At 47.2% G+C, this 26,625-nt stretch carries 15 protein-coding genes; 10 read left to right on the top strand and 5 right to left on the bottom strand.

Features of this window, described 5'->3' with window-relative positions; translation table 11 throughout:
* Positions 1-551 precede the first annotated feature (551 nt).
* Positions 552-1,301 (top strand): DUF4114 domain-containing protein, encoded by a 750-nt coding sequence (locus tag BMY62_RS04645; protein WP_177170290.1) that lies wholly within the window; start codon positions 552-554, stop codon positions 1,299-1,301.
* 240 nt (positions 1,302-1,541) lie between these two features.
* Here the strand turns inward: BMY62_RS04645 and BMY62_RS04640 are convergent, their stop codons facing one another.
* Positions 1,542-3,062 carry an NAD(P)H-hydrate dehydratase gene (locus BMY62_RS04640; RefSeq protein ID WP_090657153.1) on the bottom strand — a complete coding sequence of 507 codons (1,521 nt, stop codon included), beginning with the start codon at positions 3,060-3,062 and terminating at the stop codon, positions 1,542-1,544.
* Positions 3,063-3,136: 74 nt separating this feature from the next.
* Here BMY62_RS04640 and purL point away from each other — a divergent pair, with 74 nt between their 5' ends.
* From purL to BMY62_RS04625, 3 genes are all read left to right on the top strand, one after another.
* Entirely contained in the window at positions 3,137-7,168 is a 4,032-nt protein-coding gene (purL, locus tag BMY62_RS04635; RefSeq protein ID WP_090657151.1) for a phosphoribosylformylglycinamidine synthase, read from the top strand.
* A gap of 18 nt (positions 7,169-7,186) precedes the next feature.
* Complete coding sequence (locus BMY62_RS04630; protein WP_090657149.1) at positions 7,187-8,446, top strand: ChaN family lipoprotein; 1,260 nt, start codon at positions 7,187-7,189, stop codon at positions 8,444-8,446.
* Between the two features lie 101 nt (positions 8,447-8,547).
* On the top strand, positions 8,548-10,602 hold the full coding sequence (locus BMY62_RS04625; RefSeq protein ID WP_090657147.1) for a M1 family metallopeptidase: 2,055 nt from the start codon (positions 8,548-8,550) through the stop codon (positions 10,600-10,602).
* 304 nt (positions 10,603-10,906) lie between these two features.
* Here BMY62_RS04625 and glgB read toward each other — a convergent pair whose 3' ends face one another.
* Positions 10,907-13,132 (bottom strand): 1,4-alpha-glucan branching protein GlgB, encoded by a 2,226-nt coding sequence (gene glgB / locus BMY62_RS04615; RefSeq protein WP_090657143.1) that lies wholly within the window; start codon positions 13,130-13,132, stop codon positions 10,907-10,909.
* A gap of 226 nt (positions 13,133-13,358) precedes the next feature.
* Between glgB and glgC the strand changes: the two genes are divergently transcribed.
* The 5 genes from glgC to lpxK all read left to right on the top strand — a co-directional run bounded on the left by glgC (position 13,359) and on the right by lpxK (position 21,585).
* Positions 13,359-14,639 (top strand): glucose-1-phosphate adenylyltransferase, encoded by a 1,281-nt coding sequence (gene glgC, locus BMY62_RS04610; RefSeq protein ID WP_090657141.1) that lies wholly within the window; start codon positions 13,359-13,361, stop codon positions 14,637-14,639.
* 12 nt (positions 14,640-14,651) lie between these two features.
* Positions 14,652-16,352 carry a glycoside hydrolase family 57 protein gene (locus BMY62_RS04605; RefSeq protein WP_090657139.1) on the top strand — a complete coding sequence of 567 codons (1,701 nt, stop codon included), beginning with the start codon at positions 14,652-14,654 and terminating at the stop codon, positions 16,350-16,352.
* A 129-nt stretch (positions 16,353-16,481) separates the two neighbouring features.
* Positions 16,482-18,506, top strand: a complete 2,025-nt coding sequence (locus BMY62_RS04600) for an alpha-amylase/4-alpha-glucanotransferase domain-containing protein (RefSeq protein WP_090657137.1) — start codon at positions 16,482-16,484, stop codon at positions 18,504-18,506.
* A gap of 50 nt (positions 18,507-18,556) precedes the next feature.
* Complete coding sequence (gene pgi, locus BMY62_RS04595; protein WP_090657135.1) at positions 18,557-20,194, top strand: glucose-6-phosphate isomerase; 1,638 nt, start codon at positions 18,557-18,559, stop codon at positions 20,192-20,194.
* 341 nt (positions 20,195-20,535) lie between these two features.
* On the top strand, positions 20,536-21,585 hold the full coding sequence (gene lpxK, locus BMY62_RS04590; protein WP_090657133.1) for a tetraacyldisaccharide 4'-kinase: 1,050 nt from the start codon (positions 20,536-20,538) through the stop codon (positions 21,583-21,585).
* A gap of 129 nt (positions 21,586-21,714) precedes the next feature.
* On the opposite strand, the gene lnt is transcribed toward lpxK, so the two are convergent.
* Positions 21,715-23,214 carry an apolipoprotein N-acyltransferase gene (gene lnt, locus BMY62_RS04585; protein WP_371264068.1) on the bottom strand — a complete coding sequence of 500 codons (1,500 nt, stop codon included), beginning with the start codon at positions 23,212-23,214 and terminating at the stop codon, positions 21,715-21,717.
* A gap of 222 nt (positions 23,215-23,436) precedes the next feature.
* On the opposite strand from lnt, the gene lysS reads away from it, so the two are divergent.
* Positions 23,437-24,948, top strand: coding sequence for a lysine--tRNA ligase (gene lysS / locus BMY62_RS04580; protein ID WP_090657130.1), 1,512 nt, complete (start codon positions 23,437-23,439; stop codon positions 24,946-24,948).
* Positions 24,949-25,018: 70 nt separating this feature from the next.
* Here lysS and xerD read toward each other — a convergent pair whose 3' ends face one another.
* Both xerD and BMY62_RS04570 read right to left on the bottom strand, forming a co-directional pair.
* Positions 25,019-25,933, bottom strand: coding sequence for a site-specific tyrosine recombinase XerD (gene xerD / locus BMY62_RS04575; protein ID WP_090657128.1), 915 nt, complete (start codon positions 25,931-25,933; stop codon positions 25,019-25,021).
* The gene (locus BMY62_RS04570; protein ID WP_090657126.1) at positions 25,920-26,426 is read right to left on the bottom strand and encodes a methylated-DNA--[protein]-cysteine S-methyltransferase; all 507 of its coding nucleotides are present in this window, start codon (positions 26,424-26,426) and stop codon (positions 25,920-25,922) included. The genes xerD and BMY62_RS04570 overlap by 14 nt, the downstream gene beginning before the upstream one ends.
* Positions 26,427-26,625: the final 199 nt, after the last annotated feature.

Raw genomic sequence — 26,625 nt, 5'->3', positions numbered from 1 at the left:
CGACAATTCTGGCTCAGCCATCCTATCGAGCATTATCCGAATCACATACTGTACTTTAGTACATGCGCACAATCATCTCTGCAACTTTCACCGCCCGCAAAACCATGCATTGAGAAAAACACGTCACATATTTCTGCGTCAGCAGAAACAGATTGAATACGCGTTCAAACATCATCTGGTTTGTTTATCAACGAAAACAAGCGAATATTTACTGTGTATTCAAACTGAAAAACAGTGCGAGTTACATATCCCTGATCAGAACATACATAAATACTTTCTTTATATGCATTTGTATACACACATGTTTTTTAAATCACCTTCTCATTTGTACCATTGTCCAATGGTTGGAAGATTCTAAACCATCAAGAATAGCTACCCATAAAAGATGTCAGCTGATGTCTCGATTGAGGCAGGCAAGCTTCGCGGAACGACTGTTGCACTGATCGTAGATCAATAAATCCGGGCATGTGTTGATTTCAATCTGAAATCAACACCTGATCCGGTAATTTTTCAAAGAATTGCAAAGAAAACGGATCAAAGGAGAAATGAATATGAAGAAACAATACGGCACAGCTTTCAAAACAACAATGGCTGCAGCAATAAGTCTGGTGGCAGCCGGATCAGCACATGCAACAGTTACATTCGGTGATGGCGGCGCATCACTACAGGGTATTTTAAATGACATCACCGTGGCACCGATAATCAATGTCAGCAGCACAAATGTCAATACAGATCAAATTCTACTGGATGAATACTGGCAGATATCCGGAAGCGGTGGTTCATTTGCTCAAATTATTATTGAACTAGCCGGCAATGCAAATACAAATACCGTTGGCATTTATGATGCCAGCGACCCATCCAAACAGGTAACCTTGTTTTCCGGAACAGAAGGAGCAGGCGCGCAAAAGCTGTTATCTTTTGCAAATGATGGATCTGTAATTATCAATTTCGCAGATACCGGTGCTGATTTTTCGGGAAATGCATTTGGTTATTTTTTAAACACTGGCGGGAACATTTTTTATAGTGATACCGATTTAAACAGTGACGGCATTGATCACATGGTCGCTTTTCAAGGGCAAGGCACTGACACAATTGACCTTCCTTCAACTCTTCCAGGAATCTGGAGCACAAATGAATATATCATGGCGTGGGAAGATATTTACGGCGGTGGCGACACCGACTACAATGATTTTGTTCTGATTACGGAATCCGTCAATCCAATCCCCGAGCCATCCATGCTGGCATTATTTGGCATCGGCTTGATTGGATTTATCAGAAGGCGCAATGAGCAAATCGGTTAAACGAGATCATTTCACTCAGCCGCCTGGCCCGTACAATACAGTCTACCGGGCCAGGATCTTGATTAAACTCCGATTCGTTGATCGTTCGCAAGGTCAGCAAGCAGATTTTTAACCCATGTCAGGCTGTTTGTGCACCCGACTATCCGGCTTTGAACCGTACAATCCGATAAAAAACAATAAAACCCGCTGCCAACCGGAATATTGATTTGTTTCCTGTCACCCAACTCTTCATATATGTAATCAGCTTTTCTTATAAATCCAGTCGTTCAACAGCAAGCGTGCGGCGTTACTAACTTCCGATGCTGTCATTCCCACCGGTCCGTTATTTCGTTTCAGTAATTCATCGGCAGCGGCACCATGCAGGTAAACAGCCAGTAGTAGCGCATCCTCCGGCGTTTGCCCCTGTACAATTAACGCCCCGATAATACCAGAGAGCACATCGCCAGTGCCTGCGCTACTCAAACCCGGATTACCGCTGGTATTGAAAAAGCATGTTCCATCTGGTCTGGCGCAGATACTGCCTGCGCCTTTCAGTAAAATCTGGCAACAGAATTTTTCCGACAGACTGGTTGCGGCAATCTGACGATTGCCTTGTATTACAGCTGTATCGGTATCCAGAAGCCGCGCCGCTTCAGCTGGATGAGGTGTTAATATGGCAGGCGCTTCGCGTTGTTTGAGTTTTCTGGCCAGTTCGCTGTGAAAAGCAACATGGTTCAGCGCATCAGCGTCCAGCACTAAAGGTAAATCAGTATCGAGCGCTCGCTCCAGCCAGCCATAAGTAAATTCATCCATACCCATGCCCGGTCCGATCACCAGACAATCTAGCGTATCCAGATCAAACAATTCTGATGGCGAGCGCATCATCAACTCGGGATGCACGATGTCGACATCGGGTGCCGAGGTTGCCAGTATAACCAGATAGACGCGCCCGGCACCCGCATGCAGTGCCGCACGGCCAGCCAGAATAGCTGCACCGGTCATACCATTGTTGCCGCCCAGAATACCGATACTGCCAAAGCTGCCTTTATGGCTGTTTGCTGCACGCGGGGGAGGCAATAAAATACTGGCCAGTTTTCGGTTAATCATCCATGCCCGGGGCGGCAAGATGGCAACCGGATCAAGATCCAGGTCGCAGATAATGATCCTGCCACTATATTGCGGGCCATAGTGGGTCAGAATACCCGGTTTTGGACTGATAAAAGTAATGGTAATGTCAGCGTTTATCACCGCGCCGTAAACGCTGCCATCATCACTTCCAAGTCCTGATGGTATATCAATTGCCAACACAGGCTTTTGCATGGCATTGACGGTATTAATCCAACTCAGGTATTGACCCGCCATCGGGCGATCCTGCCGCAGACCGATGCCAAAAATGCCATCAATGATCAGATCCCATTTCTGACCGTTTGCGGTTCCTGGAATCTCCGAATAAATATTTTCCTCGCCACCCTGCCATGCCAACCTGGCCTGTTTGGCATCCTGTGACTGACGATCAGGATCACCGTTGAATATCACAGTCACTGCATATCCCCAATGCTTCAAATACCGCGCGGCAACAAAAGCATCGCCGCCGTTGTTACCGGGACCGGCCAGTACGAGAATACGGCTGTCACAATTCAGGACAAAATATTTTCTGGCAATCTCTGCAGTTGCGCGTCCAGCCTTCTCCATTAAATCCGGTGGTTCAGGCAGGTCAAAAACTGTCTGCTCTATTGTGCGTATTTCATCGGTCAAGTAGACCGGGGTGATTGTTCTTATCATCTGGACTGCCAGTATCAGTGGAAAGAATTATTTCTCGTGTAAAATGGTGATTTTGATTTTGGTAATATTTCCCGATGCTTCGATTTTGTGGCGGTCATGCGTTATCTGCATTCAGGCTGGAAAAGCTGATTTGTGCATTCAACGCACTGGATTTACAAGTTTCTCACATTTATGCTGAATTTTGGTATTTCTGTGCAATCAGCCGCACATTAACCAAAACCGAAACGGCAATGCTCGAGAAATTACTTAACAGTTGCCAATCCCAACGTCCTGCTGCAGCAACATTGCCTCTCGCGCTTGTGGTTCCCCGTCCGGGCACTATTTCACCCTGGTCGAGCAAGGCCACCGACATCGCGCATCATTGCGGATTGAAGCATGTGGAACGGATTGAGCGCGGTATTGCTTATACGATACAAACAGACCGTCCTTTCCGCCCCGAGCAGCAACAGCCTCTGCAGTCACTGTTACATGATCGCATGACCGAAACTGTTTTACGGTCTTTTGATGATGCAGAACGATTATTTCATCATTTGACCCCACAACCGCTTCATGTCATCGATTTTCATTCCAGAGGGTTACAGGCGATCGAGGAGGCCAATACGGAAATGGGGCTTGCGCTATCAGCTGACGAAATTGAATATCTTGCGCATAATTTTCAGCAAAGCGGGCGCAACCCTACAGACGTAGAACTGATGATGTTCGCACAGGCGAATTCCGAACACTGTCGTCACAAAATCTTCAATGCCGACTGGATTATAGATGGGAACAGGCGCAACCGCACCCTTTTCGAAATGATCCGACATACGCATCACCAGAATCCACAAAATACGCTGGTTGCTTACGCGGATAATGCAAGTATTATCGAAGGCGCAAAAATTGCGCGATTTTATCCAGGAGAAAATCTGCACTATTTGTACAAGCAGGAACAGACACACCTGCTGATGAAAGTTGAAACGCACAATCATCCTACCGCAATTTCTCCTTTCCCTGGAGCGGCGACGGGTGTAGGCGGGGAAATACGCGATGAAGGCGCAACGGGCCGTGGCGCCAGGCCCAAAGCGGGATTGACCGGATTTTCAGTATCCAATCTAAATATTCCAGACTTTGTACAACCCTGGGAATATTGCGATACCAACCGAAAAATCATATATGGCAAACCACATCGCATCGCCTCAGCTCTGCAGATTATGCTCGATGGGCCAATTGGCGGCGCGGCGTTTAATAATGAATTCGGACGTCCGAATCTTGCCGGTTATTTTCGCACTTTCGAAGAAAAAGTCGCAGGTGAAATGCGCGGTTACCATAAACCGATCATGCTTGCAGGAGGCATCGGACAAATCTCGGCCAAACATATCCGTAAAGAAAAATTTTCTCCCGGTGCTTTGCTGATCCAGTTAGGTGGTCCCGGCATGTTGATCGGTCTCGGCGGTGGCGCAGCATCGAGTATGGATGCCGGTACGAATGCCGAGGCACTGGATTACGATTCAGTGCAGCGAGGCAACCCTGAAATGCAGCGCCGTGCTCAGGAAGTGATAGATCGCTGCTGGCAACTAGAACGTTCGGGAATAGAGAATCCCATCCTGTTTATCCATGATGTCGGCGCAGGCGGACTGTCAAATGCTTTTCCGGAACTGGTGCATGACGCAGGGCATGGAGGACGCTTCGATTTACGCGCCATACCCGTCGAAGAATCCGGCATGTCACCCATGCAGATCTGGAGCAATGAAGCTCAGGAACGTTATGTACTTGCAATTCATCCGGATTCGCTCACACAGTTTCAGGAAATCTGCGAGCGTGAGCGATGCCCATATTCAGTGGTCGGCGTAGCAACCGAAGAAACTCAACTCGTAGTAGTCGATGAACAGCATGCGTCAATGACTGCACCTGTCGATATGGCGTTACCGGTATTGCTTGGCAAACCGCCCAAAATGACACGGGATGTCACTCATCGAATACAGCCATTGCCTGTTTTTCATACCCATGAAATCGATTTGAAAGAAGCAGCCTACAGGGTCTTGCGGTTACCGACGGTTGCAGACAAGACATTTCTCATCAGCATAGGCGACCGTTCCGTCGGCGGCATGACGGCGCGCGACCAGATGGTAGGTCCCTGGCAGATACCTGTCGCTGATGTGGCTGTCACCATGATGGGATACCAGACGTATTTTGGTGAAGCATTTGCAATCGGCGAACGAACGCCAGTGGCCTTGATTAGTCCCGCCGCCTCTGCGCGTATGGCGGTTGGCGAGGCTGTTACCAACATATCCGCAGCCCTGATACAGCAGATCAGTGACATCAAGCTGTCAGCAAACTGGATGGCAGCGGCCGGGCACCCGGGTGAAGATGCAGGCTTGTATGATGCCGTCCATGCCATCGGTATGGAATTATGTCCGCAGTTAGGTATCAGCATCCCGGTAGGTAAGGACTCGATGTCAATGAAAACGACCTGGCAGGGCATCGACGCGCAAACCGGATTATCCATTGACAAAACCGTAACTGCACCGCTGTCGCTAATCATATCCGCTTTCTCCAGGGTCGGCGATGTTCGCCGCACACTGACGCCACAGTTACGTACCGATTGCGGTGAAACTGAGTTATTACTGATCGACCTCGGTCAGGGTAAAAACCGTTTGGGGGGATCTGCGCTGGCACAAGTTTATAAGCAGGTCGGCCATGAAGCGCCGGATATTGACGGACAGTCCGGTGCTGACAGGCTTAAAGCATTTTTTACCGCCATCCAGCAACTTAACAAAGCGGATGCGATACTTGCTTACCACGATCGCTCAGATGGTGGTCTTTTCGTCACGCTGTGTGAAATGATTTTTGCCGGTCATACCGGCATCACTGTCAACCTTGACCAGCTTTGCTTTGACATGTTGTCAAGCGACATTGACGGAGCCGAATTGCGTTCTGGTGATTTAAACGGGCGTTTCATTGAACGATTACTCGCAGTGCTGTTCAACGAGGAACTGGGTGCAGTCATTCAAATCCGGAGCGGAAAACGATCATTTGTCATGAACACATTGGCCGAAGCCGGGCTGCAGAGCATGAGCTTTGTTATCGGCTCCCTCAATTCTGTAGACGAACTGCGACTAATGCGGAACAATCATCCTGTATTGGCGGAAAAACGCATTGACCTGCAGCGCGCCTGGTCTGAAACAACCTATCGCATGCAAAAACTGCGCGATCATTCCGACTGTGCACAACAGGAGTATGACCGCATTTTGATTAGTGATGACCCGGGATTGCATGTCGCGCTCAGCTTTGATGTGGAAGACAATATCGCAGCACCTTTTATTCGACGAATGCGAACCCGTCCTGCCATAGCAATCTTGCGTGAACAGGGTGTTAACGGGCATATAGAGATGGCTGCTGCATTTGACCGCGCTGGTTTTACGGCAATTGACGTACATATGAGCGACATCATTTCCGGCAGAATTTCACTGGACGCATTTAAAGGAATGGCTGCATGCGGCGGTTTTTCCTACGGTGACGTGCTGGGCGCCGGCGAAGGCTGGGCCAAATCGATATTATTCAATACACAAGTTCGCGAAACATTTGAAGCGTTTTTCCAGCGTACGGATACATTCGCACTTGGTGTTTGTAACGGTTGCCAGATGATGAGTCATCTGCATGCCATTATTCCGGGCGCAGAACACTGGCCGCGATTTATACGCAATTATTCGGAACAATTTGAGTCGCGCTTTGTCATGGTAGAGGTACAGGCGGGTCCATCGATATTGTTCGAAGGCATGTCAGGCAGCCGCTTGCCGGTAGTTATAGCACACGGTGAGGGCCGCGCAGATATAAGCCGTTGCAGTGAAGCGGACTGCGAAGCACTGGTGACCTTGCGATATATCGATAACTTTGGCAAAGTCACGGAAGTATATCCTGGTAATCCGAACGGTTCGCCGCGCGGCATCACCGGACTGACAACCCCGGACGGGCGCTTTAATATACTCATGCCACACCCTGAACGTGTTTTCCGCATTGCACAGCATTCATGGTACCCGCCCGAGCCGAATGGTTCAGGCCGGCGTACACGTACACATGAAGACGCCCCCTGGATACGTCTTTTCAGAAATGCTCGTAAATGGGTAGGATAACAATCAAATATATTAACAATGAAAAGTGATACAACATTAACAAAAAGACTTGCAACACTGGGATTGCTGGCATATCTCGCCTGCACAGTCACAAACGCGCTGGCCAACACTGCAGACTTGTCCGCGACCGGTATCAAACCCGCTCATAAACCAGCCCGGACAGACTGCGTACCGCTAGGAAGCTGGATAATACCTGGCAGTGGAGCAGCTGTTTATGCCGATATCATTGATCAGTCGGTCAAAAACTCAGTCGTACTTCTTGGCGAAACCCATGTCAATGCAGATCACCATCGCTGGCAACTGCAAATGCTTGCGGCGATGCATGCATTGCGCCCTGATATGATCATCGGTTTTGAAATGTTTCCGCGCCGCATCCAGCCTGTACTCGACCAATGGATTGCCGGTGAATTAACTGAACAGGAATTTCTTGCGGCATCCGAATGGGACAAGGTGTGGAATACCGATCCTGCACTTTATCTGCCGCTATTTCATTTTGCGCGCATGAATCATATTCCGATGATTGCATTGAATATCGAGCAGCGCCTGCGTCGACTGGTTTCCGAGAAAGGTTTTCACGGCGTCCCAGTCGAACAACGCGAGGGATTAACTCGTCCGGCGGAACCGAGCCAGGCGTATCTCGACTTTCTGATGCCGATTTATCAACAGCACGACCGTAAAGACAGAAAAGACGGTCAGATCGGGTACGACGACCCGGATTTCAAACGCTTCTACGCCGGACAGCAATTGTGGGATCGCGCCATGGCGCAGGCATTGCACCAGGTCTTGAGTCATTCCGGCAACGCCAGGAAACCGCTGGTGGTCGGCATAATGGGTTCGGGACATGTCGTACATGGATATGGCGTACCGCACCAATTACGCGATCTCGGTATCGAGGATATCGTGTCGCTGCTGCCGTGGGATATCAACAAATCCTGCAAACAGCTTGTTGCAGGGGTCGCTGACGCCGTCTTTGGTGTATTGCCGCATGCTTCGGGTCCTTCCGAACAACCGGAATATCAACGTCTTGGCATCCGCTTTGAGATGGCACGTGGTGGCGCTCTGGTACTGCAGGTCGAGAAAGGCAGTATTGCCGAAGCTTCCGGCCTGCAAAGCGCAGATGTTATTCTGGAAATGGCGGGGATGGCGCTTGAAACGACCGATGATGTGATTAATATTGTCAAACGACATGCCCCGGGAACCTGGCTGCCGCTCAAAATCAAACGTGATGATAGCGAAACAGAAATTATTGCCAAATTTCCGCCGCTGACAGCCCGTTGATTTGCTTTAATGATGTATTTTCGATACCGGAAACAACTTAATTACCTGTCTGACAAACCTGCTAACCGGCACCTCATGTGCTGCGACAATTCTTCGGAATCATGTTAAACATTCAAACAATTCGCCTGATATCTTTTTTTTCGTTTTTTGTATTGTCATATTTTATCAATACCGCCAATGCTGCAACCATACCCGGCAGTGACATTTCTCATGAAGGCTCTATCGTTTACGACATTGCAGTGAATATCGACCCTTCAACCCGTATGCTGGAAGGTAAAAGCGTTATTACATTCAATAAAACCCGCGAGCATACCCTGATGCTCGACAGACAATTCGAAGTCACCCAGGCATTCATAGACGACATGCCGTACGCACCACAAACCGATTCAGAGCGGTTGCATTACTGGCAAATTCCGTACACCATTCTTCGTCCGCACCGAATCGAAATTCACTGGCGCGGACAGCTGCACCCGCTTGATGAAGCGATTGATCATGAACAGACGCTCGGAAGACCGATTGCCGTCAGCGGGGAAGCAGGAACATTTCTTCCGGATGCGGCAAACTGGTATCCGCGCGTCGCCAATGGTCTGGCCCGTTATACCCTGCAGCTATCACTGCCCGCCGGCCAGCGCGGCCTGGTACCGGGAAAACTGACCCACGAACAGGATGAAGACGACGGCTACAGCGCGCGCTTCGAATTTGATCATCCTGCCGGCGGTATTGATTTAATGGCCGGACCTTATGAAATTGAATCGGATCACTATAACGGCATCCAAGATTCAACGATTCGGCTGCGTACTTATTTTCATCCACAGATCAGCCAGCTGGCAGACGACTATCTGACAACCGTCAAACGCTATTTCGAGTTGTACGAATCATGGATTGGCGCTTATCCCTATACCGAATTCAGTATTGTTTCCAGCCCGACGCCAACCGGATTCGGCATGCCGACGCTGACTTACCTCGGCATTAACGTGCTGCGGCTGCCGTTTATCAAAAACACCTCTCTCGGCCACGAAGTGCTGCACAACTGGTGGGGCAACGGGGTGTATCCCGATTATAAAAGCGGCAACTGGTCGGAAGGATTGACGACCTTCATGGCTGACTATACGTATAAAGAACAGGAAAGCACAGAGGCCGCACGCGAAATGCGACAGAGCTGGCTGCGCGACTTTGCCGCACTGGAACCTGGTCAGGATGCGCCATTAACGGCATTCACCTCGCGCACGCACGGTGCATCCAAAATTGTCGGTTATCACAAGGCTGCGATGTTTTTTTTCATGCTGCGCGACTTGATCGGCGATGAACTGTTTAATCGCTCGATACAGGGGTTATGGAACATGCAGCGCTTTAAAGTCACAACCTGGTCAAATCTGCAAAGCGTATTTGAGATAATCTCAGCCCAGGACTTATCGTTCTTTTTTGATCAATGGCTGAACCGTACCGGTGCTCCGAATCTGACTATCACCGAAGTCCGGCAAGAACCGACCGATTTGGGTCATCGCCTGCATATCACACTGCAACAGTCAGAACCGGCTTATCAACTGCGCGTACCGGTCGCCATCCAGACCGAAACCGGCGAGCAAACACACCTATTCGACCTGCAGCAAACGAAGCAGGCATTTACGCTTGATCTCAGTGAAAAAACACAGTCCGTGATCCTTGATCCGGATACCCGACTGTTCCGCCTGCTTGCGCCCGGCGAGGCACCACCTATTCTGCGCGAAGTCATGGTCAACCCAACCACGGCCACTGTTATATTATCGGACGACGATGAAACACAGCAAACCGCGGCAACACTGGCCGAGAAACTGCAACGCCGCACTCCACAGCTCCTGCCAGCCAACCAATCCATATCAAACATCCCGACTTTGGTCATCGGCTTGCGGCATGAAATCGACGGCTGGCTTGAATCCCGTAGCTTGCCTGCAAAACCCGAGGAAGTACTTGGAAAAGGAACCGCGCAAATCTGGACGTTGACAGGACCGGACGATTCGCCAATGATTATAGTCTCCGCGCAGGATACAGCCTCTCTTGAAGCGCTCATCCGTCCACTGCCGCATTACGGACGGCAGAGTTATATTGTATTTGACGGACGACAGGCGGTGGAGAAAGGGGTTTGGCCGATGCGGGTGCAGCGAGTGAAAATAAAATAGTACGCGCTGATACCGTGTCAATCGTATGACACCTGGAAAGTGGCCATGTTGACGTTTTATTCCTGGTTTGTGTTTACGAGTATATAGAAACCCATCCTCTTACATCTGCACAAGTCTTTTTTCATCTTCACTGCGCCAGCAACAATTCCAATGTCATTTCCGGCCTGGTAAAAGTTGTATACCTTGTAATCCATTGCCATATTACCCGCTGGCAAAATACCGGCGAGGTGGTAAAGAATGCTTTCAGTTTTACCGCCGCTGACGAACACTTCGAAGCAACAGATGAGAGCATTGGTCTATCATTTTATCCCTGCAGAGAAAATATCAACCCGGCCAGCGGCGGCAGTGTTATTCTGAGCGAACAAGGCAGGCCCATCCAGGGCTCCCTGCCAGCAAAAATCTGTCCGGCATTACCGGTGTTGCTGCCACCGTAATATACCGAATCACTATTGAACAGTTCCTGATAGATACCCGCAGCAGGAACACCAATACGGTAATTTTCACGCGGCATCGGCGTAAAATTCAGAATTACTACGACAAAGCATCCGTTTTTTGCCCGACGCAGATAGCTGATAATCGAATGTTCTGCATCGTGGCAGTCAATCCAGGCAAAACCATCGGCCGAAAAATCGAGTTCGTGTAGGGCAGGTGTATTTTTGTATAAATGATTCAAGTCATGCAACACGGCCTGAATGCCAAGATTCGGTCTGTTCTCCAGTAATTTCCAACTCAACTCCCGGTTTATCTGCCATTCGTCCTGCTGCGCAAAATCATTTCCCATGAAATTCAGTTTCTTTCCAGGGAAAGTCATTTGATACGTAAACAACAAACGCAGATTAGCGTATTTTTGCCAGTCATCCCCAGGCATTTTGTTAAACAACGAACCTTTTCCATGAACAACTTCATCATGTGAAAAAGGCAATACAAAATTTTCCGTGTATGCATATAACTGACCGAAAGTCAGTTGATCATGGTGATAACACCGATAGACCGGATCTAGTTGCATATACGACAGAGTATCGTGCATCCAACCCAGATTCCATTTCATAGAGAACCCCAGGCCACCTGTATAAACCGGACGTGACACCGCAGGCCAGCTGGTAGACTCTTCTGCAAATGTCATTGCACCCGGAAACTCATCATGCACCATTATGTTGAGTTCGCGCAGAAAATCAACTGCTTCCAGATTTTCGCGACCACCGTACCGATTGGGAACCCATTCACCTTCCTTACGCGAATAATCAAGATAAAGCATGGATGCAACGGCGTCGACACGCAATCCGTCAAAATGAAATTCCGATAGCCAGTAATGCGCACTCGACAGCAGAAACGATTTCACTTCGTTGCGACCATAATTGAAAATAAAGGTGCCCCAGTCTTGATGAAAGCCCAGACGTGGATCCTCATGTTCATACAGAGCCGTCCCGTCGAAACGGGCCAGTGCAAAAATATCTTGCGGAAAATGTCCCGGCACCCAGTCGAGAATTACGCCGATATCGGCCTGATGACAGCTATCGACAAACATTTTGAGATCCTCGGGCGAACCATACCGGCTGGACGCGGCAAAATAACCGGTGGTTTGATAACCCCAGGACTCATCGAATGGATGTTCCGAAATCGGCATGAGCTCGATATGGGTAAAACCCATTTCCAGCACATAAGGCAACAAATGCTGCGCCAGTTCGCGGTAACTGTAAAATCGCCCATCCGGATGCCGTTTCCATGATCCTGCGTGTATTTCCAGAATATTCACCGGTGCATGCAGCCAGCTCTTATCCGCACGCTTTTCCATCCATTTGGCATCATGCCATTGAAAATAACCATTTGCGACTGGCGTTAACGCAGCCGTCCCCGGACGCAGCTCGTAGCGCGTTGCGTAAGGGTCAGCTTTGAGCTGGATTTCACCATTGTGCCGATTACGGATTTCGAATTTATAGAATGAACCTGCTGGCAGCTCAGGAATGAACAATTCCCATACACCGCTGGAATGATGTGCTGCCATTGAATGAGCGCGCCCATCCCAACGGTTGAAATCGCCAACGACACTGACACGTTCGGCATTGGGCGCCCAGACTGAAAAACGCAACCCATCGACACCGCTATTGTTGACACGCTGCACGCCCAGTGTTCGATAGGCCTGATACAACTTGCCCTCATTAAACAAATACAGATCATGGTCGGTAATCTGCAATGGAAACGAATAAGGATCATATGCTTCGTATACACGCAATACATCAGGGGCCTGATACATGACCTCTAATTTGAGTAACACCGGCGTAGACGGCTGTACTGTTCCCTGCCACTCAAATACGCCCGCATCATGAATACGCTGCATCGCTTCAAACCCCTGTACTGTTCTAATCCAGACAGATCTGACATCCGGTCGAAACACGCGTACTTTAAATGATTCTGTTGTTCTGTGAACACCCAAATACGAGAAAGGATCGTGTAACCGACCGGCCACCAGTGCGGCCAGAAGTGGATGAACGGATAAATGTTTTTCTGAATGTTTTAAAGTATGCAATATCATGCATAAATTATAACGTGTCTTTATTTGCCTAATTATGGATTTCGTAGTACGGTAACAACAGTAAAATATGCGAGTAATTTAATTGTAAAAACTGTTGCAAACATTCCAGGCCGGTTTTTTTCGATTAACCCGAAAGGTGCGCGCTGCTGTCAAAAAACACCCTGACTGGACATACAGGCTCCTGCAAAGGAGACAGATTTTTAATCTATTGAAGCGAAAATTCCAAATGAAACAGCACTTCAATTCAGGTACAGCACGAAACTCAATAACCCGCAACATTATCGCGCTTATTCTGGCAGGAGGCCGCGGTACAAGGCTGAAACAATTAACTGACTGGCGCGCTAAACCGGCAGTGCCCTTCGGGGGCAAGTTTCGCATCATCGATTTTCCGTTATCAAACTGCGTCAACTCAGGTGTACGTCAGATCTGCGTTGTAACTCAGTATAAAGCCCAGAGCCTGATACGGCACATACAACGTGGCTGGAGTTTTCTTGACGGGCGTTTTAATGAGTATGTTGAATTGTTACCGGCACAGCAACAGATCAAAGAAACGTGGTACCAGGGAACCGCTGACGCTGTGTTCCAGAATCTCGATTATCTGCGTCGTCATCATGCTGATTATGTGCTTATTCTGGGCGGCGATCATGTTTATAAAATGAATTACCGCAAACTGCTTGCCGAACATGTCGAAAAAAATGCAGAACTGACAGTTGCCTGCGTTGAAGTACCGCTGGAAGAAGCAAGTGCGTTCGGCATTATAGCAGTAGATGACAACTGGCGCGTCGTTGATTTTATTGAAAAACCGGATGATCCGCCAGCCATGCCGGGACATCCCGATAAGGCGCTTGTCAGCATGGGTATTTATGTATTCAATACGGACTTTCTATTCGATCAATTAATCCGCGATCATCATGATGAAAATTCCGCGCACGATTTCGGTAAAGATTTGATTCCTTATCTAGTTCCGCGAAATCGCGTCTATGCGCACCGTTTTATGGACAGTTGCGTCAACATGGCGGCAGGCATACCTTACTGGCGAGATGTCGGCACGGTCGACGCTTACTGGGAAGCCAACATAGATTTGACAACTGTCACACCGGATCTGGATCTGTACGATAAAAACTGGCCGATCTGGACCTATCAGGAACAATTGCCACCGGCAAAATTTGTTTTCGACGATGATAAACGTCGCGGTCAGGCATTCGATTCTATGGTATCCGGCGGTTGCATCATCAGCGGAGGTACGGTACGTCGATCATTGCTGTTTTCCAATGTGCAGGTACGCAGCTTCAGCAGTGTCGAGGACGCAGTAATTCTGCCCAATGTCGATATCGGGCGCAATGCACGGTTGAAGCGGGTCGTAGTTGAAAAAAACTGCAAAATTCCGGAGGGTCTCGAAGTCGGTTTCGATGCAATTGCGGACAGTAAAAAATTTCACGTAACCGACAAAGGCATTACATTGATCACACCTGAAATGCTCGGTCAAAGAATACATTATCTGGAATAGTATTCACTTTTCATGCAACAGATTGACCTTATCCTGCTGTGGCACATGCATCAGCCAGATTACCGTCATTATGACACCCGTGAATTTCAGATGCCCTGGGTCTATCTGCACGCCATCAAGGATTATACTGATATGGCATACCACTTGGAAAACCATCCAGAAATCAGGGCAGTGGTAAATTTCGTACCGATACTGCTGGATCAAATCGAGGATTACCAGACACAATTTTCTACAGGCCAGCTCCGAGACCCCCTGCTTCGCCTGCTGATTACGCCTGATCTGGACAAGATCTCCGACAACGAACGCGAATACATTTTAAGCACCTGCTTTAAAAGCAATCACGATACCATGCTCAAACCGTATCCGGCTTACAAGCGACTGCATGATTTGTATGACACCCTGCACAAATCAAATGCAGATGGATTGATCCAGTTTTCCGGGCGTTATTTTTCCAATCTGCTGGTCTGGTACCACCTGGCATGGACAGGCGAAAGCGTCAGACGAAGTCACAAAATAATCCAGCAACTGATGCAGAAGTGTGATAACTATGATTATTCTGACAGAACACAACTGTTTAACCTGATCGGGGAATTGATCCGAACACTGATACACCGTTACCGCAAACTGGCCGAAAATGGACAGATAGAATTATCCACAACGCCACGTTACCATCCACTCGCGCCACTATTAATTGACTTTAGCTCGGCACGAGACAGCCTGCCCGAAATCGCATTGCCGGCTAAAAAACAATATCCAGGCGGCCGCGACCGCGCAGCCTTTCATTTGGCATCCGCCATGAAAAGCCATCAACAGCGATTTGATATCCAGCCTGTCGGGATATGGCCAGCCGAAGGCGCAGTCTCGCATTCGCTGATTCAAATGCTGGAAAAATCCGGTTGTCACTGGTGTGCAAGCGGTGAGGGGGTGTTAGCGAACAGCTTGCGCCGTTCTTACCCAGATTCGATTTTACCCGACCGTAACCGTTATCTGTACCGCCCTTACCGCATCCATGGCAGTGAAGGCCTGTTCTGCTTTTTTCGGGACGACCAGCTGTCCGATTTAATTGGATTTGAATATTCCAAGTGGTTCGGCCGTGACGCCGCCCACCATTTTATTCAGTCTCTCGAGCAGATCGCACTTCATGCACAACCGGATGAAAATCCGGTTGTCAGCATCATACTTGATGGTGAGAATGCCTGGGAATTTTATCCATACAATGCTTATTATTTTCTCGACGATCTGTACAGTCTGCTGAAAAGTCATACCAGCATCAACACAACCACATTTCGGGATTACATCAACTCGGCCAGTCATGCCGAGCAGTTCGTGACGTTGCCTGCGCTGTCGGCAGGGAGCTGGGTATACGGTACATTCTCAACCTGGATAGGCGATCCAGAAAAAAATCGTGCCTGGGATCTGCTTTGCGCCGCAAAAGAAAATTATGACACTGTCATACATAGCGACAAGCTGACCGCACAGGAAAAAAGCGAGGCAAATCTCCAACTCGCATCATGCGAAAGTTCTGACTGGTTCTGGTGGTTTGGTGATTATAATCAGGCAAATACTGTTGCCCGGTTTGATCAATTATTCAGGGATAACCTGGCTAATCTCTACCGCCTACTGAAGCAACCGGTACCACCGGTATTACGCGAGCCGATCAGTAAAGGTGACGAGCACGCTATGGAAGGCGGCACGATGCGGCGGTCAACATAGTAGATGGCGCATCGGCAGTAAATACTATTTTGTTGACACTTTAATCGACCATCGATTTTTCACATGTAACGTATAGTCGATTATACTGTTTAGGCGTATTGTTATATCAATTCAAACGGGGATATTCTTATGCAGCGGCAGGTATCGTTACTCTTTGGCGTGCACGCACACCAACCGATTGGCAATTTTCCTGAAGTGCTTGAGGACGCTCACTTTCGTTGTTACAGGCCTTTCCTGGAAACACTTTACCGTTATCCTGATTTTCATTTTGCAGTGCATTTTTCCGGATGGCTACTTGAGTACCTGTTCGAACACTATCCAAACGACATGGCTTTACTTAAAGCAATGGTTGAGCGCGGGCAGGTTGAATTGTTCGGTGCAGGTGACACTGAGCCCGTTCTGGCTGTAATTCCATACCGCGATCGTATCGGGCAGATCGAGACTTTCTCAAGCAAGCTTTCTGCAATGCTGGGTCAGCGACCTCAAGGCGCCTGGTTGACCGAGCGTGTCTGGGAATCTACTGTAGTGCCGGCGCTGGCTGTCTGCGGTATTCGTTACGTTATTGTGGACGATTACCATTTTCTTTGCACAGGTATACCTGCCGAACAGCTGAATGGTTTTTACACAACGGAAGAAGATGCCCACAAGCTGGATATTTTTCCCATTTCCGAAACATTACGGTATAAATTACCCTTTTCTCCTGCCAGCGATGCAATCGGGTATCTCGAGTCACTGGCTGACCGGCACTTGAACAGCAGCGACAACATACCTCATGCTGCAATTTATTTTGATGATATCGAAAAGTTCGGTATATGGCCGGAAACCTACCAATGGGTTTACGAAAAAGGATGGCTCGAACAGTTTATTCAGGGCGTTCTGGCATCCCCAAAAATCAGGGTACGTCACTATCGTGATTATCATGCGACCGCAAATACTCAGGGGGTTGTTTATCTGCCCACGACTTCATATGTTGAAATGAACACCTGGACACTACCCGCTCACTCAGCACAGTCATTTGAAGATCTGATCAAAGAATCCAAAGCAGCTGGCTGGCACGAACAAAAAAAGGCCTACCTGCGCGGAGGCATATGGAAGAATTTTCTGTCTCGCTATCCAGAATCAAACTGGATGCATAAGCGCATGCTGAGCCTTTCGGCACGTCTGGCCGAATTACCGGAAAACCAACGTACACCACTTATGCAACAAAAACTGTACGCCACACAGGCCAATGATGCCTACTGGCATGGTTTATTCGGTGGACTGTATCTACCGCACCTGCGCCGCGCTATTTACAAAAATTTAATCGAACTTGAGGCCATGCTTGATCACTGCAAGCCCCGCGAAACCGTTCAGATAAAAGACTTCGACCTTGACGGCCTGGATGAAATCTTTTTACAAAACAATATTCACCAGATTATTATGAAGCGTGACTGTCATGCCAGTATTGTAGAGTTAGACGCCTATCAGCTTAATCATAATTTTGGCGATACCCTTCAACGTCAGACTGAGCATTACTATCGGAACGTGCAGCTGGATGGTCAAGATGCGCATCAAAATTCGCACAAATTGGAAAACGGTATCAGCTCTGCACACGATCGGGTACTAAATAAACATATTATTCATGCTGCGGACCTTGAGCCCGACTCACATCAGCGTCATTTGTTTCTGGACAGCATCGACGGCACATTTATTAGCTATCAATATACCGCTTCAGATTTGAACGCTATTTATTTTCAAACTGAAAACAGCCAGCAGTCTATTGAAAAAATGTTATCTTTAACAGATAACCATTTAAGTGTTCGATATAGTTTTACTGAGAAGTCCGGCAGTCTTTTTCGCACCGAAATCAATTTGGCCATGCCCAGTTGCGATGGCGTGGGCGGGCGCTTTGTTTATAACGACACCGATATGGGCAGCTTCGGCCAACTGCTGAAGTTGACAAAATTGCGCAGGATCACTTTGGACGATGACACGCTTGGTGGCCGTATCCTATTAAGTACTTCTGTACCTGCTGAATTCAGTGCGCAACCACATTTCACAGTTTCCCAATCGGAACACGGATTTGAAAAAATTATGCAGGCAGTGACGTTACAACTTGAATGGCCGATCCAGATGCAGGAATTAACCGTCACACTCGAAGTATATCCGCACTAGTGTGCAAACATTAAAATGTTGTTTCCCGTCAACACAACTAATACCCGATCATGTCTTTACTGACCGAATCACAAGCATGGCTTGATCTCAAAGCGCACCAATCCGCCAGCAAGCAACATTCTGTGCGCGATCTGTTCAAGCTGGATATACAACGTTTCAGCAAATTCTCTTTATGTTTCGAAGATATACTGGTCGATTTTTCGAAACAGCCGGTCACGCAACAGACCGTCGATCTACTACTGACGCTTGCCCGCCAGCAAAATCTGGAAACATGGATTAACCGAATGTTTCTTGGTGAAAAAATTAACCATACCGAGAACCGGGCAGTTCTTCACACTGCTTTACGCAGCAAAAAACCCGTAATACTTGATGGTGAAGATGTCACGCTCAGAGTAAAGCATGAACTGCAGAAAATGATGCGTTTTTCATCCGCTGTACGAAATGGTGAATATCTGGGTTACTCCGGCAGATCCATTACCGACATCGTCAACATAGGTATCGGTGGATCAGATCTCGGTCCACTTATGGTCACCAAAGCACTCCAGCCTTATTGCTCAGAAAGGCTCAAGGCCCATTTTGTTTCAAACGTCGATGGCGTCCAGCTTTATGAAACATTGCATCAGCTCAATCCTGCCACGACGCTGTTTATCATTGCCTCAAAAACTTTTACTACCCAGGAAACCATGGCCAATGCGCATTCCGCGCGTGATTGGTTTGTTGCAAAAAGTGGCAATAAAGATGCCGTGTCAAAGCATTTTATCGCCGTTTCCACCAACCTTGAAGCGGTAAAGACATTCGGCGTCGACGCTGACAATATGTTTAAATTCTGGGATTGGGTTGGCGGACGTTATTCACTATGGTCTTCAATTGGATTGTCAATTGCATTAATGGTCGGCATGGATCATTTTGAAGCGCTGCTCGCGGGTGCTGATGCTATGGATCAACATTTCTCAACGGCTCCGCTAGAAAAAAACATACCAGTCATACTGGCGCTGCTTGCCGTCTGGCATATAAACTTCAATGGCATCCGGTCACATGCTGTGCTGCCTTATGACCAGTACCTGCACCGTTTTCCCGCTTATCTGCAACAATTGGAAATGGAAAGTAATGGTAAACGGATTTCCCGGGACGGCCAGGAAGTTGACTACCAAACAGGTACTGTAATCTGGGGAGAACCCGGAACAAACGGTCAGCATGCCTTTTATCAGTTATTGCACCAGGGAACGCAGAATATTTCCGCTGATTTTCTTGCGCCCTGCCAGAGCCAGCACCCAATCGGCAACCATCATCTGTTACTACTTGCAAATTTTTTCGCCCAGACTGAAGCACTGATGCGGGGCAAGAATGAAGATGAAGTACGGAATGATCTAGAATCTGAAGGGCTGTCATCAGAGTATATTGAAAAACTGCTACCGCATAAAACTTTTCCCGGGAATCGTCCGACAACCTCCATTTTGTATAAGAAGCTGACTCCCAGAACCCTGGGTACATTGATTGCAATGTATGAACATAAAGTTTTTGTTCAAAGCGTCATCTGGAACATCAATCCATTTGATCAATGGGGCGTTGAATTGGGAAAACAACTCAGCAACAAAATTCTTCCCGAACTTGAGCAGAGTGGACCGGTTTCAACGCATGACGTCTCCACCAATGGATTGATCAATTTTTTCAAAAATAATCAAAACTGAATCACGTCGTTATCAGTATTTACGCTGGATGATTAATTTTCAGCACATGCTATGCTGAAAACCCAATTGGATCTCATACCCGAAGCTCGGTCGATTAACTATTCAAGCTCAGCGCCCTAAGTACTTATATAATTTTTCCAAACTAATTAAAACGTTTGATCAGTTTGATGTGTCTAATGGTTTGGTTAAGATTGTAATTTTCACCTATCGAATATATAACCAAATAAAAGCAGCTTGCATTATTCACAAAATCCGTGTGAGAATTTTCACATTTAACACCAGAAAAATATTATAAAATTTTTCTAAGTAATTGTAAGTATTATAGCTTACGGAGGGTTGTCATGAAACTGTCAGATTTGTACTGGCATCGTGTTACACCATTGCATCTATTACTTTGGCCACTGAGCCTGTTATTAAATTTATTTTTTAAAATACGCAGGTTATGTTATTGGCTGGATTTTTTTCCTTTGGTAAAGCTTCCTGTCCCGGTGATTGTTGTCGACAGTATTACAATTGACGATGGCGGTAAGACACCGCTGGTGTTATGGCTTGTCGAAATGTTGCAGGGACGGGGCTTGTCACCCGGTATCGTCACTCAGGGAGACCCTGATCGGCCCGGCCAACCTGAGGCCATAGCAAAACTGAGTGAGCATGCCAGGGTACGCAGCAAGGCACTGCTGCTGGGAAAACGTTTAGAACATACCTGCCCTGTCTGGGCCGGCAATAATCCCGCCGATGTTGCTAAGGCACTGCTGCAAGCACACCCTGACTGTAACATCATCATCTGCACCTTTGGATTGCAATACCCGCGCCTGGAGCGTGATTTTGAAATTGCCGTTGCCGATTTTAATGAAACCAGCTTTGGAAATGGATTAATGTTACCCGCCGGCCCGTTACGCGCCGGTTTAAAACGTTTACACAGTGTTGATGCTGTAGTAATCAACAGTCCACGAAAATTGCGTTTCGATACCAGCGATTGGGCACCAACTTATCATATGAAGCTTGTTGGTAACATGGTCTACAATTTATCCAGTCCCAATGTTCGACATCCAGTCTCAGATCTAAAGGACAAATCAGTACAGGCTTTTGCTACATACGGAAATACACAATGGTTAGCCAACCAATTACAGCAAAATGGCCTCAAGGGCAAAATGCAATCTGTCACCGATGATCACCGCTTTGTGGAACAGGATTTTTCAGCTTTTGATGCAGAAGTAATTATTATGTTGGAAGAAGAAGCGATTCAATGTCAGAAATTTGTAAAAGACAGGATATGGGCATTACCGGTGGAAGCCTGGATCGACGGCGAGATTCAAGCGCGAGTGTTGAATATGTTAAGGGAGAAATTTGCTGATTCAGACGTTCTGAATGAGATGGCCTGTTCAAACTGAAGCCACGAATTACCAGTTATTCAACAGGAAAATACACAGGTGATTGTTAAGATTGTCGAAGTCGTTCGATACTGAAAGCGCACCTATTTTAGCCTTGGATCAGCAATCAGCAGCTACGTAAAACTTAATCTAGATATTGCGTCCAGTTCGGTGCGATACGATCCAGGCGGCTCCAAGTAAAATACCGGCCAACACCAGTACAAAGTAATTTCCCAGCTTTACATAAGGTGTTGCTCCGGTAAACCCCTGAGCACTTCCATGAAGGCCTGCTGTGGTAAAAACAGGTATCTGCTCCAAAATACTGCCTTGTTCATCAATAATGGCCGTTAAGCCCGTATTGGTTGCACGCAACATGTAACGCCCGGTTTCCAGAGCACGCATTTGCGATATCTGCAAATGCTGATGCGGACCGATAGATCGACCAAACCATGCATCATTACTGACATTCACCAGCAGCGTTGCCTGTGGCAACTGCTTGATAATTTCTTCCCCGAAAACATCTTCGTAACAGATATTAACACCAACCTGCTGTCCGGCCAGCTGCAACGGCTGCTGATCGGAACTGCCACGCGAAAAGTCTGATAGCGGAATTTGCAACACATCAATTATCCAGCCAAATACCGGCTTTAATGGAATAAACTCTCCAAACGGAACCAAATGGTGTTTACGATACACCTGTTCCGGTGAAGCTCCGAAACTGAACATACTGTTGTAATAGGTATCAATGCCGTTCGTCGCGTGTTCAGCAAGACCAATGAGTACGTCGCCGCTATTTTCTTTTGCATGATTAGCCAGATAAGCCAGATATTCAGGTGGCACTGCATCATTGAAAAGCGGTATCGAAATTTCGGGGGTTACTATCAGACGGCTGTTACTTTCGAGTATCAGTTGTGCGTATGTATGCATCGTTTTTTCTATATGATCCTCGCGCCATTTAAGATCCTGCTCGATATTGCCCTGTAACAAACTAACAGAGACTGGTTTACCAACAGGTTCAGTCCAGCTGATAAACTGCATACTGAATCCGATTAACCAGATTCCTCCGAAAAACGCACCAAGGCGCCAGACGACTTTACCCCTTTGAATCAAAAAACTGAGTAGTGCGGCGCTTAAAACCAATATCAGAGTAACGCCATAAACACCCATAATCGGAGCGAATCCGGCCAACGGACTCGCGGGAACCTGAGAATAGCCGAGTGCTAACCAGGGAAAGCCGGTAAACAAGGTTCCACGCAACCATTCCATCAGTACCCAGATTGCCGCAACGATCATTATCCAGGCGTATGGTTCATTTCGGCTCATTCGAACAGTTACCCAGCCTGTAACCGCAGGAAAAAATGACAAATAAGCACACAGCAACACCAGCGCAAAAATAGCAATAGCTGGCGGCATGGCACCAAAATCATGCAGACTGACATACAACCAGGTAACACCGGCGCCAAACAAACCCATACCATACCAAAAGCCTAATGCAAACACCCGAGTCGCAGAAGAAGCATCACGCCAAAGATAAAACAAAAAAGCCAGTGTTATCACGGGCAATGGAAACAAATAAAAGGGCGCAAAACCGGGTACAGTCAGTACACCCAGAAAAATTGCAATTAAATATTTAATAGTATGATTTCTCAATCGAAAGATAATGTTCGTTTATTTTTCCGAGCGAGTATATCATTCTGCGAGCATGAATGATCATCTATATATTAAGCCACACAGCCTTATTGTTTAGAAAAAAATTCAAATTTTTTTATAGCTGGCGAATACAGATCGCAGTTTACTGCGAAAGCCCGACCGTTTTGCGTATAATACTTCCCCTTAACTACCCAATGAGCAACAATACAAAACGAACCAAACATGTCACAGGAAAAACCATCCGTTCAGTCTCAGCACGATGAAAACCAGATCGTATCCGAGCGTCGCGCCAAGCTCGAGGCATTGCGGCAAAACGGCAACGCGTTTCCAAATACATACCGGCGTGAAAATCTTGCAGCAGCATTGCACACGCAGTATGGCGAACAATCGAAAGAATCTTTTGATGAACAAGCAATCAAGGCAAAAGTTGCTGGCCGCATGGTACTCAAACGGGTTATGGGTAAAGCTAGTTTTGCAACCATCCAGGATATGAGTGGACGCATCCAGTTATATATCTCGAACGATCATACCGGTGAAGCCGTCCATGCAGCATTCAAGCACTATGATCTTGGTGACATTCTAGGCGCCGAAGGTACGCTGTTTAAAACCAAAACAGGCGAGCTATCTATACGGGTTACCGATTTGCAGTTGCTGACAAAATCCTTACGCCCGTTGCCGGAAAAATTTCATGGCCTTACCGACCAAGAGCAAAAATACCGGCAACGTTACCTCGACCTGATTACAAACGAAGAAACTCGGAAAGTGTTTACTTTGCGGTCCAAGATTATCCAGACCATTCGTGATTTTCTTGTCAAACACGAATATCTGGAGGTGGAAACGCCGATGATGCACCCGATACCTGGTGGAGCAACAGCGCGTCCTTTCTCCACACATCATAACGCACTCGATATGGCATTGTATCTTCGAGTAGCACCCGAATTATATCTTAAACGCCTTGTTGTCGGTGGCATGGAAAAAGTTTTCGAAATCAACCGTAATTTCAGAAATGAAGGTATTTCCACACGGCATAATCCCGAATTCACCATGCTTGAATTCTATGAAGCTTATCAGGACTATACCTATCTGATGGATTTCACTGAAGACATGCTGCGTTTCGTGGCAGAAACCGTATTGGGAACCACATCACTGCAATATCAACAGCAGATTATTGATTTCAGTAAACCTTTCAAGCGAATGACCATCACCCAGGCCATCATGACATTTCATCCGGAGTACACAGAGAAACAGTTGTCAAGTCGCGATTTTTTGACTGAACGTTTGACTCAACTCGGTATTCACTATAATCCTAATGACGGTATAGGCGGTTTGCAGTTATCGCTGTTTGACGAGACAACTGAACATTTGTTGTTCGAGCCAATATTTATCATTGATTATCCTGCCGAAGTCTCTCCGTTGGCCCGTCGCAGTAACGCCAATCCGGATATCACAGATCGATTCGAACTCTATATTGCGGGCCGTGAAATCGCCAACGGCTTCTCAGAATTAAATGATCCTGACGACCAGGCGAGAAGGTTTATGGCGCAGGCCAAGGCAAAAGAAGCAGGTGACCACGAGGCCATGCATTATGATTCCGACTATATACGTGCCTTGGAATATGGTCTACCACCCACAGCTGGGGAAGGTATCGGTATAGACCGACTGGTAATGTTATTCACAGACAGCCCAAGCATTCGCGATGTTATTCTGTTTCCACAGTTGCGCAGAGAAGAGTAACCGCGGCATTTTTAACTTTACTCTCTGTTCGATTGATCATCACTTTCACGTTATAGTGTAATTTACGTTTTTACCCTCGTGGATGATGCTTGCTGTGCAGTTGCTTTAGACGTTCTCTGGCAATGTGCGTATAGATTTGTGTCGTCGAAATGTCTGCATGACCGAGTAATAGCTGCACCACTCGTAAATCAGCGCCATGATTGAGCAAGTGTGTGGCAAATGCATGTCTCAGTGTATGCGGTGAAAGATGTTTCTTTATTCCTACCGTTTGTGCATGCCGTTTGATCAAGTACCAGAATGCCTGGCGAGTCATGGCACCACCGCGTGACGTAACGAAAACTGTATCTGTCACTATCCCTTGAAGTAATAGAGGTCTCGATTGGCGTGTGTATCGGTTTAACCAATCGAGTGATTCTTCACCCAACGGAGTCAGCCGTTCTTTCCTCCCTTTCCCCATTACCCGGACGATACCCATGTCCTGACTGACCTGTGAATACTTCAAGTTGATAAGTTCTGAGACCCGCAACCCACTGGCATACAACACTTCGAGCATAGCTCTGTCCCGCAGCCCCAAAGAACTGTTCAAGTTGGGCGCATTCAACAGCTGCTCAACTTCGGTTTCTGTCAGGCTTTCCGGTAGATTTCTCAGCAGTTTGGGTGTTGCAATATTCAGGCTCGGATCAATCTGAATTTTTCCCTGGCGCAATAAATACCTATAAAATCTTTTCAGACTCGACAATTCCCTGCTTGTTGTACTCGCTTTCACTTTGGCCGATACTCTGGCAGCCAGAAAATCAAGCAAATCAGCATGCGTAGCATCTATCAGCGATTCGCGCTTTGAATGAGAATGTTTGTAAAGCCAATCAGCAAAAAGCTGCAAATCGTTTCGATAACTTTGCAATGTATTGCGAGAAAGACCGTCCTCTAACCATAATACATCGAAAAATTCATCGAGTATTTCTGCGTTCTGTTCAGATACTCTCATGCTGTAACAACCATCGTTTTATTTCCAATGGTTCTCCTTCCTTGGCATTCATAAAACCTCCTAAACCACCATTTTTTGCGACAACCCTATGGCAAGGTATAACAATTGGAATTTTATTAGCGCCGCATGCCTGTCCAACAGCCCTTGGTGCCGAATGAATCGTTGCTGCAATCTCTGAGTAACTGCAGGTCTGGCCACTAGGAACCTGTTGAATTTTCTCCCACACGCGCTGTTGATGTACAGTCCCACTGACATGTAATGAAAGATCGAACGAATAACGTGGATCGGCCAGATACGCTGCCAATTGTGCGCATACCTCTTTTGCTAATGGTGTTATCGGCGCTTTGAGCGGTGAATTTAGCGGCAGATAATCGATTTCCGTCAGCCAGTCTTCTTCCGTGCGTATACCGAGTACCGCAAAAGGCGCAAGTATCTTGGCCTGATAGGAGCAGACAACTGTAGTGACTTTCTGATGATTTATGGATTTATTCACTATTTTTATTCTATTTTTCTGAAATGCGAAAAATAGTATTTCTAACCTAAACCCTATAGACTTTGGAATTGTTCTAAAGTTGCACCTGTGTTACTTCGCTACAAAACATGAAGAAAACAAAGCGAGGAAGAGAGCAAACGTATCATCTCCACACCAAACATTTTTCAACAGGTGTCCACAAGTGTTATGAGCAACGGTT

The organism is Nitrosomonas marina, from assembly GCF_900111605.1.
GTDB classification, from domain to species: domain Bacteria; phylum Pseudomonadota; class Gammaproteobacteria; order Burkholderiales; family Nitrosomonadaceae; genus Nitrosomonas; species Nitrosomonas marina_A.
The sequence above is the reverse complement of the archived record's forward strand: the minus strand, read 5'-3'. Positions and strand labels throughout refer to the sequence as shown.